We start from the raw sequence: 13,545 nt of genomic DNA on the forward strand, positions 1-13,545 counted from the left end.
TCTTCACCTCATTCAATACCATTCCAAATGTGTTATCGTACGTTCAATTTCAGGAAATGAATCGATATACTCAAGTACACGATTCATTTCTTTTTCACAGACAACACGATTTGAGGATACGGAAACAATTGCAATTTCTGTACGTTGCCATACATCTTGATGCCCAACTTCAGAAACAGCTACATTATAGCGCTGTTTCACACGAGTTAACACACGTTGTAAAATTGCTCGTTTCTCTTTTAAAGAATGCACATCGTAAATCATACACTCGAATGAGAGTGAAGCGATAATCATCGCTTCACTTCTTCCATAACGTATGCTTCAATGATGTCCCCTTCTTTAAGATCATTATATCTCTCAATTGTAATACCACACTCATAGTTTTGTGCAACTTCTTTTACGTCGTCTTTGAAACGTTTTAACGTATCAAGTTTTCCTTCGAAGACTACTACGCCATCACGGATAATACGAACGCCACTATCACGTGTAATTTTACCGTCTATTACGTAACAACCTGCGATTGTTCCAACTTTTGTTACTTTGAATGTTTGACGAACTTCCGCTTGACCGATTACTTTTTCTTCGAATTCTGGATCCAGCATACCTTGCATTGCTGATTCAATTTCTTCGATTACTTTATAGATAATACGGTGTAAACGAACATCAACTTTCTCTAATTCAGCTGTACGCTTCGCATTCACATCAGGGCGTACGTTAAATCCAATTACAATTGCATTAGATGCAGAAGCTAAAATAACATCAGATTCTGTAATCGCACCTACGCCTGTATGAATAATTTTCACTTTTACGCCTTCAACATCAATTTTACGAAGTGATGCTGCCATTGCTTCTACAGAACCTTGTACGTCTGCTTTCACAATTAAGTTAATTTCTTTTACATCGCCCTCTTGGATTTGTTGGAATAAATCTTCTAGGCTGAATTTAGATTTCTCACCACGTTGTGCAACTAACGCTTCTTGTGCACGTGATTCACCGATTTGACGAGCTTTCTTCTCATCAGCGAATGCCATGAAACGATCTCCCGCTTGTGGCACTTCATTTAAACCTGTAATTTCAACAGGAGTTGATGGACCAGCAACTTTTACACGACGACCAATATCACTTACCATTGCACGAACACGACCGAATGATGTTCCAACAACAATTGGATCTCCAACTCGAAGTGTACCGTTTTGAACAAGTAATGTCGCGATAGTTCCTTTACCTTTATCAAGCTGTGCTTCAATTACAGTACCAGCTGCATAGCGATTTGGATTTGCTTTATATTCTTCTACTTCACTCACAAGAAGGATCATTTCTAGTAAGTTGTCAATTCCCTCGCCTTGAATCGCAGAAATTGGTACGAAAATCGTGTCTCCGCCCCAAGCTTCTGGAACTAATTCATATTCTGTTAATTCTTGCATTACACGATCAGGATTTGCCGCTGGTTTATCCATTTTATTCACAGCAACAATAATTGGTACTCCAGCTGCTTTCGCATGGCTAATCGCTTCAACTGTTTGTGGCATAACACCGTCATCAGCTGCAACAACAAGAATTGTAATATCTGTTACTTGTGCACCACGAGCACGCATTGTTGTAAATGCCGCGTGACCTGGTGTATCTAAGAACGTAATTTTCTTATCATTTACATCAACTTGGTATGCACCGATATGCTGAGTAATTCCACCAGCTTCGCCAGCAGTTACTTTTGAATTACGGATAGAGTCAAGCAATGTTGTTTTACCATGGTCAACGTGTCCCATAATTGTAACAACAGCTGGACGTTCTTTTAAGTTTTCTTCATCATCTTGCTCATCGATGAATGTTTCAAATTCAGTTTCACTTACAACTACTTCTTCTTCTACTTCAATACCGTAATCAGTTGCAATTAACTCAATTGTATCTTTATCTAAGTCTTGGTTAATTGTTGCCATAATTCCTAGCATGAAGAGCTTTTTAATAATTTCAGATGGCTCTTTGCTTAACTTTTTAGCAAGGTCACCTACTGTAAGGCTTCCAGAGAAAGTGATTTTATCTGGCGTTTCTACTATTTGTGTTTGTTGTCTTCCAGCAAAGTTATCTTGACGTTTGTCTTCATTTGCTTTGCCTTTTTTCTTATTCTTATTGCTGTTCTTTTTACTGCGAACAACTTTCTCTTCTACTTCAAACTCATCTGCAACAGAAGGTTTTTCCGCTCCAGTGTTATATTGATTATCTAATTTGTTTACTACTTCATCTTCTAACATTGTCATATGATTCGAAACCTCGATATTCATCTCTTTTAGTTTTGTCATAAGATCTTTACTTGAGATATTATTTTTTTTTGCATATTCATGTACTCGAATTTTACTCATACCTTCACCCCCGGTAATTTGTATCGAGCATGCTACGTAGCTTTTTCGCAAAGCCTTCATCTAAAATAGCTACAACGACTCGCTCGTCTCTCCCAATCGCATGCCCTAATTGTTGTCGATTTTCGACTTTTCTCATTGGTATGTTGTAGTACGTGGTTTTATCAATGATGCGTTTTGTAGTGTTCGCTGACGCATCTTCAGAAAGCAATACTAGCTTTGCTTTGCCACTTCGTACTTCTTTTAAAACGAGTTCTTCACCCGAAATAATTTTTCGAGCGCGGTTTGCTAGTCCTAAAAATGATTTCCAATCAGACACTTATTTCGACTCCTTCTCAACAAGCTCAAGAAGCTCTTCGTACAGAGAACTGTCGATTTTCGCTTTTAGATGATGTTCCAAAATGTTTTTCTTTTGGGCTTGAATAATGCTTTCTTTATCTTTTGATAAATATGCACCTCGTCCTGATTTTTTTCCTGATAAATCAATAGACACTTCGCCCTCTTTGGAACGAACAATGCGAACTAGCTCTCGTTTTGATTTCATCTCTTGCGTCGCAATACATTTTCGTAACGGAACTTTTCGATTGCTCATACTCATCACCTCTATTCGATTTCGTCTTCAGCTGAATCGAATCCGAATGCGATTACGTTATCTTCTTCTGTCACAATACCAAGTTGTTTCGCATCAGACTCACTTTTAATATCAATTTTCCAGCCTGTTAATTTAGCTGCAAGACGCGCATTTTGTCCACGCTTACCAATCGCTAATGAAAGCTGGTGATCTGGAACAACAACAGTTGTTGCTTTCTCTGCTTCATCTACAAGTACTTTAACAACCTGTGATGGACTTAAAGCATTTGCAACATATTCAACTGGGTCATTCGACCAGCGAACGATGTCAATCTTTTCACCTTTTAGTTCATCTACAACGCGTTGTACACGTTGTCCTTTCGGTCCTACACAAGAACCTACTGGATCAACATCGATATTCTCTGCATATACAGAAATTTTAGAACGGTCGCCTGCTTCACGTGCTACAGAGCGAATTTCTACAGTTCCATCATAAATTTCTGGAACTTCCATTTCGAATAAACGTTTTAAAAGACCAGGATGTGTACGTGATACGTAAATTTGTGGTCCTTTTGTTGTCTTTTCTACTTTTGTAATAAATACGCGAATACGATCATGTGGTTTATATTGCTCATTTGGCATTTGCTCACTTACAGGTAATAAAGCTTCTACTTTACCTAAGCTTACATAGATGAAACGAGCATCTTGGCGCTGTACAATACCAACCATAATGTCTTCTTCACGATCACTAAATTCCGAATAAATAACACCACGTTCCGCCTCACGAACTCGCTGTGTTACAACTTGTTTTGCAGTTTGCGCTGCAATACGACCAAAATCTTTTGGCGTTACTTCAATTTCTAGTACATCGCCATCTTGGTAGTTTGGATTAATTTGTCTTGCCTCTTCTACAGAGATTTCAAGACGTGGATCAAATACATTATCCACAACGTCCTTACGTGCTAAAACTTGAATTGTTCCCACTTCTGGGTTAAAACTCACACGAACGTTTTGTGCTTGGTTGAAATTGCGTTTATAAGCAGAGATTAATGCTGCTTCAATCGCATCAATAATAATATCTTTACTAATACCTTTTTCTGACTCTAATACGAGCAAAGCATCTAACAACTCAGTGCTCATGAAGATCCCCCTTCTTACTAAAACGTAACAGCAAGTCGCGCATTCGCAACTTTATCCATTGGAATTTGGATTTCTTTTTTACGTGTTTTAATTGTTAATAGTAGTGTAATTGTAGTACCGTCGTAGGAAAGTAGCTTTCCTTCAAACATCTTCTCACCATCAATCGGCTCATATGTTTTAATTGCCACTTGTTTTCCTATCGCTTGCTGGAAGTCTTTCTCTTTCTTTAATGGGCGTTCCGCTCCAGGAGATGATACATCCAAAAAGTAAAGATGAGGAATTGGATCCTCTTTATCTAAAGCTTCGCTTAAACGTTCACTTACCGCACCGCATTCTTCAATGTCGACTCCCTTTTCAGAATCGATGAATACGCGTAAGAACCAGTCTTGTCCTTCTTGCACATACTCTACATCTACAAGTTCAAGATTTAACTCTTCAACGATTGGCTGCGCAAATGCTTCTACAACTTCTGTGACTTTCTTATCCATAAACAGCCTCCTTCCTGCCGCCATGTACCATTTACAAGAAAAGATCCCGTTCATAAAGACGGTCTATCTTATTCTTTCTCGTTAGCTAACAAAAGCCCCTGCCGTTAAGCAGGGAATATCTGTCTTAGTATTACCAAATTTAAGAAGTAAAACTTGTAACAAAATATGTATATACGACAGAAATATCTTTACTATCTACATGAACAAAATGTAGATAGTAACACGAAAGAGTGGGTTTCCCCACTCTCTTTTTCACAAAATATACATGACATGGTTATCTCGATTTACAGTATACCATAGCAAATGTTGATTTGCAAAGACTTTTCCTACCTATTAGAACAGTGACAATTGGTTTTGATCCGGTAAATCTCCTAGACAACCTTGACCATCTAAATACTCAATAATTGTTTTAGAAACCTTACTGCGCTGCTGTAAGTCTTCTTTTGATAAGAAATCACCATTTTTACGAGCTTCAACAATACTGAAAGCTGCGTTTGTACCAAGACCAGGCACTGCATTAAATGGAGGAATTAAAGTATCCCCATCAATTATAAATTCAGTTGCATGCGAGCGGTATAAATCAACCTTTTGGAATGAATAACCACGCTCACACATTTCAAGTGTCATTTCTAGTACCGTTAATAAACTCTTCTCTTTCGGTGCTGCATCCAATCCTTTTTGTGCAATTTCATCAATTTTTACACGTATGGATGCTGAACCTTTCGCCATCGCCTCTACATCAAAGTCATCTGCACGAACTGTAAAATATGCCGCATAGAATAAAAGCGCGAAATGTACTTTAAAGTATGCGATACGTACAGCCATAAGTACGTAAGCAGCCGCATGGGCTTTAGGGAACATGTACTTAATCTTCTTACATGAATCAATATACCAACCTGGTACATTGTTATTTCTCATTTCCTCTTCCCATTCTTCTGGTACACCTTTACCTTTACGCACCGACTCCATGATTTTGAAGGCTAATGATGGATCCAAGCCTTGATAAATTAAATATACCATGATGTCATCACGACAACCGATAACTTCACTCAGTGTACACGTACCGTTATAAATTAATTCATTCGCATTACCTAACCATACATCTGTACCATGGGACAGTCCAGAAATTTGGACAAGCTCTGAAAACGTCGTTGGTTTCGTTTCTTCTAACATTTGTCTTACGAATTTCGTACCAAACTCTGGTATACCAAGTGTACCTGTTTTACAGTTAATTTGTTCTTCCGTTACCCCTAAAGATTCTGGACCAGAGAAAATCTTCATTACTTCTGGATCATCCGTTGGGATTGTTTTCGGGTCAATACCACTTAAATCTTGAAGCATACGAATAACAGTCGGATCATCGTGTCCTAATATATCAAGTTTCAATAAATTATCATGAATTGAGTGGAAGTCAAAGTGCGTTGTTCTCCACTCAGCACCTATTGAATCAGCAGGAAACTGAATTGGTGAAAAGTCAAAAATATCCATGTAATCTGGTACAACGATAATACCACCTGGATGCTGTCCGGTTGTACGCTTTACACCTGTACATCCCGCAACTAAGCGATCAATCTCTGCATTTCGAATTGTTAAGTTATGATCATTAGCATAACCTTTCACATACCCATAAGCGGTTTTTTCCGCAACCGTACCAATTGTTCCTGCGCGGTATACATAATCTTCACCGAACAATACTTTCGTATAGTTATGGGCGCGTGGTTGGTATTCTCCGGAGAAATTCAAATCGATATCGGGTACCTTATCCCCTTTAAATCCAAGGAACGTTTCGAAAGGAATGTCATGTCCATCTTTCACATATGGCACATTACATGTTGGGCATTCTTTATCTGGCAAATCAAAACCAGAACCTACAGAACCGTCATTAAAGAACTCTGATTGTTTACACTCTGGACATACATAGTGCGGTGGTAATGGGTTTACTTCTGTAATTTCCATCATCGTTGCAACAAATGATGAACCTACCGATCCACGCGAACCTACTAAATAACCGTCTACTAACGATTTTTTCACAAGCTTATGTGAAATTAAATAAATAACGGCGAATCCATGTCCAATAATACTTTTCAATTCTTTTTCCAAACGAGCTTCTACAATTTCCGGTAGTTCATCTCCATAGATACTTCGTGCCATTACATAGCTCATATCACGTGTTTCATCATCGGCACCTTCAATTTTCGGTGTATATAAATCATCTTTTACTGGATGAACATCACCAATTAATGATGCAATCTTGTGTGTATTTGTCACAACAATTTCTTTTGCTTTGTCTTCACCTAAAAATGAAAAACAATCTAGCATTTCATTTGTTGTACGGAAATGTACAGGCGGTAATGAATGGCGATTTAACGGATTAGCTCCGCCCTGCGAACTGACTAAAATTTTCCGATATATCGCGTCCTCTGGATCTAAATAATGCACATTCCCAGTAGCAACAACTGGCTTATCTAACGTCTCACCTAGTTTTACTAGGTTAGAAATTATTGTTTTTAACTGTCCTTCATCTCGAACAAGTTCACGTTCTACTAAATGACGTAACACTTCTGGAGGCATGACCTCAATATAATCGTAGAACTGCGCAATTTCTTCTACTTCTTCAGGCGCTTTTTGCATCATAGCTTCAAACACTTCACCTTTGTCACAAGCTGTTCCTACTATAATGCCTTCACGATATTTTTTTAATAGTGATCGTGGTACACGTGGTACACGATAAAAGTAATTCAAGTGAGAATATGAAACAAGTTTATATAAATTTTTCAACCCAACATCTGATGTGGCAAGTAATGTCATATGACTTGGACGCCCACGTTTATATGCATCCCCTTGTCCCATACTATCGTTTAGTTGATCGTGATATTCAAATCCCTTTTCAATCACATCTTTTAACATCTTCACAAGTAAATATCCCGTTGCTTCTGTATCATAAATCGCACGATGATGTTGCGTTAATTCAATATCAAGCTTTTTACACATCGTATTTAATCGATGATTTTTCATTTCTGGGAATAAGAACCGTGCAAGTTCTAACGTATCAATAACTGGATTTTTCGTTTTTTCTATCCCAGCCTTTTTAAAACCTACGTTAATAAAGCCCATATCGAAGCTTGCGTTATGAGCAACAAGCGTATGGTCACCCATCCATTCCTCAAACTTTTTAAACACTTCGTCCACTTCTGGTGCATCAGTTAACATATCATCTGTAATACCTGTTAGTTCAATAATCGTTGCCGATAATGGTTGATGAGGATTTGCGAAAGATTCAAAGCGATCAATAATTTCGCCACCTTTTATCTTTACAGCAGCTAACTCAATGACTGTATCATATACAGCAGATAGCCCTGTTGTCTCAACGTCAAAGACAACATATGTTTCTTCTGCAAGTAGACGATGTGCTTCGTTATACGCTATTGGCACACCATCATTAACTAAATTCGCTTCTACACCATATAGAACTTTAACTCCAGCCTTTTTACCAGCAGAATATGCTTCTGGGAATGACTGTGCAACAGCATGGTCTGTAACTGCAATAGCCTCATGCCCCCATTTTCCTGCTTGGGCAACGAGCTTAGAAACAGAAGTAACAGCATCCATTTGACTCATTGGAGTATGAAGATGAAGTTCTACTCTTTTTTCCCCTTCTTTTGCTTTATCTTTACGAGAAGGCCCCGTTATTTCATTTATATCATTTGCGATCATAACTAAATCACGCACGAATGTATCATTTTGAACTGAACCACGCGCTTTTACCCACGTTCCTTTTTTCAAGGATTGTAACATCGGGATGTCTTCTTTATCACGTGAGAACATCTTAATCATAATAGAGTTCGTATAGTCCGTTATCTTTAAAGTTAATAGCGTACGTCCACTACGAAGTTCTTTCGTCTCTACATGGAAAACATACCCTTGAACGGTTTTTCTTCTTTCTTCATCTTGAATTTCACGCAGCGGCGTAATCTCTTCATCTGGCTTAATAAGATAACCAAGCACAACTGGTCCTTCATGAACAACATCACTTTCTTCAGCTTGCTTTTTAGCCATCTCTTCCATAGCCTGTATAACTCGTTGACGATCTTCTTCCTGTGTTTGCTCACGAAACTTTTGCATTTCTTCTGCATTTTGCTTTATATGTGTGTCTAACTGAAAACGTGGGAATCCAAAAGCTTCGTATTGATCACCTACTGGTTTCGCAACGTTTTTCTTTAAAGCAGTAGATTCCAGCTCATTATTCACATTTACTAGCAACTTCACGCCATTGACCTGCGGAAGTTGCTTCTTTAAGTACGCGAACATAGGTGAAAATGTAATTCGTTCTGTACAAAGCGGCCAATATGCCTTCACTTCTTCTTCTGTAAATTGTTTATTCTCTGTTTCTAATGCAAATGTTGTTCTTGCAATATGAGAAAATGATTGCTTAAGCTTCGTTTCTAGCAACTCATATAATTCTGTCGGCAAAATACGTGGCACTTGTAAGTCAAAATGCCAACTTTTATTCGCTTTATCAATAACTAGCTTTTCAATACCACCGCCATGTAAATATTGATTTATAAGGTCTTCTGGTATTTGCAACTGTTGGAGCAAAATTTGAAATCGCTCTTGTTGTTCATTTGTTAATGACATAAGCACTCTCCTTCCATTTGCTATTATAAATTGAAACGTACTACAAAGAAAGATTTCTCCCTTCTTCTTTTACAAAATACGTTTACAAAGAAAGAGAAGGTACCTCATTACGAGGTACCTCTTCTTATTTTAAAATATTAGCAATATATGTTTGAAGTTCTTCTACTTTCACTTCTTCAGACTCGCCTGTAGCACGTACTTTCACTTCTACAATACCTTCATCTGCTTTTTTACCAACTGTAACACGAACTGGAAGACCGAATAAATCTGCATCTGCAAATTTAACACCTGCACGTTCTGCACGATCATCTAGTAATACTTCGTATCCTTGCTCTTGTAATGAGTTGTAGATATTTTCACCCATTTCACGTTGTGCATCAGATTTCATATTTACTGGAATTACATGCACATGGAACGGTGCAACAGCTTTTGGCCAAACTAAACCGTTCTCATCATTAAACTGCTCTGCAATTGCTGCGACTGTACGAGATACACCGATACCGTAACAACCCATAATAAGTGGTTTTGTTTTTCCGTTTTCATCTAGGAACGTTGCGTTCATTGCTTCACTATAACGAGTTCCTAATTTGAATACATGACCAACTTCAATTCCACGTGCGAAAAGAATTGTTCCATTTTCATCTGGAGATTGGTCTCCTTCTTGGATGAAGCGTAAATCTGTATATTGACTTACTTTAAAGTCACGTTCTGGATTTACATTTACATAATGGAATCCTTCTTCGTTCGCTCCTGAACATCCATTGACAATTGATGCTACAGCATGGTCAGCGATAATTTCGATATCCCCTGTAACACCAATCGGTCCTAAAGAACCCACTTCACAGTTTAATAACTCTTTTATTTCTTCATGTGAAGCAAGCTCAACGACTGAAGCTCCGTATACATTCTTCACTTTTACATCATTGACTTCATGATCGCCACGAACAAGTACTACTACTAATTTCTCATCTACTTTAAACACCATAGATTTAATGCATTTTTCCCCTGCAATATTTAAGAATGCAGATACTTCTTCAATAGCTTTTTGATCTGGAGTTGCTACTTTTTCAAGTGCTTTTTCGGCTTCATCACTCTTCGTATACGTAGCAACAACAGGAGCCATTTCAATATTTGCCGCATAATCAGATGTATCAGAATACGCAATTGTATCTTCACCTACATCAGATAACACCATAAATTCGTGTGTATCTTTTCCGCCCATTGCTCCAGAATCAGCGATAACTGCACGGAAATTCAAACCACAACGAGCAAAGATATTAGAATACGCTTTGTATAAACCGCTATATACTTCATCCAAACTTTCTTGTGTTGCATGGAAAGAATACGCATCTTTCATTAAAAATTCTCTTCCGCGTAATAAACCGAAACGTGGTCTTTGCTCATCACGGAATTTTGTTTGAATTTGATATAATGTTAATGGTAGTTTTTTGTATGATTTAATTTCATCACGTACAAGATCTGTAATTACTTCCTCATGAGTTGCCCCTAACGCAAACTCGCGTGCATTACGATCTTTCATACGCATTAATTCTGATCCGTAAGAATACCAACGGCCTGATTCTTGCCATAATTCAGAAGCTTGCATAGCTGGCATTAATAGTTCTACTGCCCCTGCGCGCTCCATTTCTTCACGAACAATACGTTCTACTTTGTGTAACACTTTTAAACCAAATGGTAGAAAACTATAAATACCAGAAGCATTTTGACGCATAAACCCTGCGCGAAGTAATAATTGATGACTCTTAATTTCAGCATCTGCTGGAACTTCACGTAATGTAGGACTGAATACCATACTTTGTTTCATTTATTCGCACCTCTTCATTTTACTCTTACACGCAATAAAATCCCTCACCTCGAGTTAGGTGAGGGATTTTATTCTACGAGCTCTATTTCATTATAAACTTCTTCTTATTTTACAAGAAAAACTTACGGATGTCATTCCATGTTACAACTAACATAAGCAACATTAATAATGCAAACCCAATAAAGTGAACCATTCCTTCTTTTTGACGATCAATTGGTTTTCCTCGTAACGCTTCAATTAAGAAGAAGAACAAACGTCCACCGTCTAAAGCTGGGACTGGTAATAAATTAAATAAACCAAGGTTAATACTTAAAACTGCCGCTAAACTTAGTACACGCGTAAATCCATAATCTACAACTTGATCTGTTAGATTATAAATTCCTACTGGACCTGACAACTCATTAATAGAAAATTGACCCGTTACTAATTTCACAAGAGAATCAAAAATTAGTTTCGTCCATTCGTATGTTTGTTCAAATCCTGATTTAATAGAACCCATCACTGTTTTCTCTACAGGAGAATAAACACCAATTCTACCAACTTCGTCTTTTCCTTCTTTATCAAGCGTTGGTGTTACTTTCAAATTAAATTGCTCACTATCACGCTTTACATGTAACGTAATTTCTTTATTTGGATTTTCACGTACAATCGTTACAACATCTTTCCATGTACTAGTGTTCTTACCATTGATTGCTTGAATTGTATCGTTTTCTTTTAATCCAGCTTGTTCTGCAGCACTATTCCCCATTACTTTTCCAACCATCGGTTTGTCAACAGGAACTCCTTGTACAAATCCAAGAATCACAAAAATAACAAATGCTAGAATAAAGTTCATTGCAGGACCTGCAAAGATTGTTAGAGCGCGTTGGCCCAATTTTTTAGAGCCAAATTGTCTATTGTACGGAGCGATTTGAATTTCTTCTCCCGCAGAAATGATACGAGCTTTTTCATTCACTCGGAATGTTTGCAGCTCTTCCTCGTACTCTTCATAACCCGAAATTGTAAGATTATGCTCTAAATCAGCTTGTTCGACTTCAATGACACGAACATTTGGATATTTTTCATGTCCGTCAAAAACTAATTTCACAACTTCGTCTTTTTCATTTAATACAAGCCCAACCTTTTTTCCAGGTTTTAACTCAACTGTGTCCGCATCCTCGCCAGCCATTCTTACATAGCCACCAAGGGGCAGTAATCGAATCGTATACACCGTTTCATTCTTTTCAAATGAGAATATTTTCGGACCAAAACCAATCGCAAACTCGCGGCACAAAATACCTGCTCTTTTTGCGAAATATAGATGCCCTAGCTCATGGAAAAATACGAGTGCACCGAAAATTAATATAAAGGCAATCGCTGTATTCAATTCCATAACCACCTTTGCTAAATTTGTTCCATCACAAACCGTCTTGTGGCTGCGTCAATTTCCTGAATTTCCTCTAAGCTCGGACGTGCAATGACAGTGTGATGGTGCATTGCTTTTTCAATGAGGTCTTCCACTGTTAAGAAACCAATTCTCTTTTGTAAAAAAGCTTCAACAGCTACTTCATTTGCCGCATTCATTACAGCCGGCATACTTCCACCTGTCTTTCCAGCTTCATACGCAAAACGTAGACAACGGAAACGCTCTTGATTCATTTTCTCAAAATGCAATGTTCCCATTTCCCATAAATTTAACTGTTTCGTGTCTGAAAGAGGTAATCTATCAGGATATGTAAGCGCGTATTGAATCGGTACTCGCATATCAGGTGAGCCAAGCTGTGCCATTACACTACGATCTTCAAATTCAACCATAGAATGAATAATACTTTCTTTATGTAGAACAACATCGATTTGCTCATAAGGGATACCAAAAAGCCAGTGCGCTTCAATTACTTCTAGCCCCTTATTCATCATTGTAGCAGAATCAATTGTAATTTTCGAACCCATTGACCAGTTTGGATGACGAAGTGCATCTTCTACGGTCACTTGATGCAATTCATCTCTCGTTTTATCACGAAAACTTCCGCCTGAAGCAGTTATAATTAAGCGAGAGATTCTTTTTTCATTTTCACCATTCAAGCATTGAAAAATAGCTGAATGTTCACTGTCTACTGGAAGTAACGATACATTATGTTTTCGTGCTGCTTCCATTACAAGATGCCCTGCAGTTACTAACGTTTCTTTGTTTGCAATTCCAATTGTTTTTTTCGCCTCAATTGCACGGAGTGTCGGTAATAACCCTACGCTACCTACAACAGCATTCACTACAATTTCTGTATCGGGATGTAGCGCTACTTCTAATAAGCCTTCGCTACCATATACGACTTTTGTATTACCAGAAACAGCTTGTAATTTTAAAACATCTTCCTCTCTTTGCACAGAGACAATTTGCGGGGAAAATTCTTGAATTACCTTTACTGCATAATCAACATTTTTCCCTACAGAAAAAGCAACGAGACGGAATTGGTCTGGGTGCGAGCGTAACACATCTAATGTTTGTGTACCGATTGATCCGCTTGCACCTAGTAAACTAATGTTTTTCATGACTCCA

At 37.9% G+C, this 13,545-nt stretch carries 10 protein-coding genes; all 10 read right to left on the bottom strand.

What is annotated here, in order from left to right; translation table 11 throughout:
- Nucleotides 1–12: 12 nt before the first annotated feature.
- Nucleotides 13–294: a DUF503 domain-containing protein gene (locus tag V7038_RS07635; protein ID WP_002088157.1), complete on the bottom strand. Its 282-nt coding sequence runs from the start codon at nucleotides 292–294 to the stop codon at nucleotides 13–15.
- Nucleotides 291–2,357 (bottom strand): translation initiation factor IF-2, encoded by a 2,067-nt coding sequence (gene infB / locus V7038_RS07640; RefSeq protein WP_002111364.1) that lies wholly within the window; start codon nucleotides 2,355–2,357, stop codon nucleotides 291–293. The genes V7038_RS07635 and infB overlap by 4 nt, the downstream gene beginning before the upstream one ends.
- A 4-nt stretch (nucleotides 2,358–2,361) precedes the next feature.
- A complete protein-coding gene (locus tag V7038_RS07645) occupies nucleotides 2,362–2,673 on the bottom strand; it encodes a YlxQ family RNA-binding protein (RefSeq protein WP_002111365.1) in 312 nt (103 codons plus the stop codon).
- Entirely contained in the window at nucleotides 2,674–2,946 is a 273-nt protein-coding gene (rnpM, locus tag V7038_RS07650; RefSeq protein WP_002088161.1) for an RNase P modulator RnpM, read from the bottom strand.
- 11 nt (nucleotides 2,947–2,957) lie between these two features.
- Nucleotides 2,958–4,064: a transcription termination factor NusA gene (gene nusA, locus V7038_RS07655; protein WP_002111366.1), complete on the bottom strand. Its 1,107-nt coding sequence runs from the start codon at nucleotides 4,062–4,064 to the stop codon at nucleotides 2,958–2,960.
- Nucleotides 4,065–4,081: 17 nt separating this feature from the next.
- Nucleotides 4,082–4,552 (bottom strand): ribosome maturation factor RimP, encoded by a 471-nt coding sequence (gene rimP / locus V7038_RS07660; protein ID WP_002111367.1) that lies wholly within the window; start codon nucleotides 4,550–4,552, stop codon nucleotides 4,082–4,084.
- 333 nt (nucleotides 4,553–4,885) lie between these two features.
- Nucleotides 4,886–9,187, bottom strand: coding sequence for a PolC-type DNA polymerase III (locus tag V7038_RS07665; protein WP_002199544.1), 4,302 nt, complete (start codon nucleotides 9,185–9,187; stop codon nucleotides 4,886–4,888).
- 124 nt (nucleotides 9,188–9,311) lie between these two features.
- A complete protein-coding gene (locus V7038_RS07670; RefSeq protein WP_335469757.1) occupies nucleotides 9,312–11,012 on the bottom strand; it encodes a proline--tRNA ligase in 1,701 nt (566 codons plus the stop codon).
- Between the two features lie 109 nt (nucleotides 11,013–11,121).
- Nucleotides 11,122–12,378, bottom strand: coding sequence for an RIP metalloprotease RseP (gene rseP, locus V7038_RS07675; RefSeq protein ID WP_335469759.1), 1,257 nt, complete (start codon nucleotides 12,376–12,378; stop codon nucleotides 11,122–11,124).
- Nucleotides 12,379–12,395: 17 nt separating this feature from the next.
- Nucleotides 12,396–13,538, bottom strand: a complete 1,143-nt coding sequence (dxr, locus tag V7038_RS07680) for a 1-deoxy-D-xylulose-5-phosphate reductoisomerase (protein ID WP_002014547.1) — start codon at nucleotides 13,536–13,538, stop codon at nucleotides 12,396–12,398.
- Nucleotides 13,539–13,545 lie beyond the last annotated feature (7 nt).

This window comes from Bacillus sp. JJ783, from assembly GCF_036963225.1.
Lineage (GTDB): Bacteria > Bacillota > Bacilli > Bacillales > Bacillaceae_G > Bacillus_A > Bacillus_A cereus_U.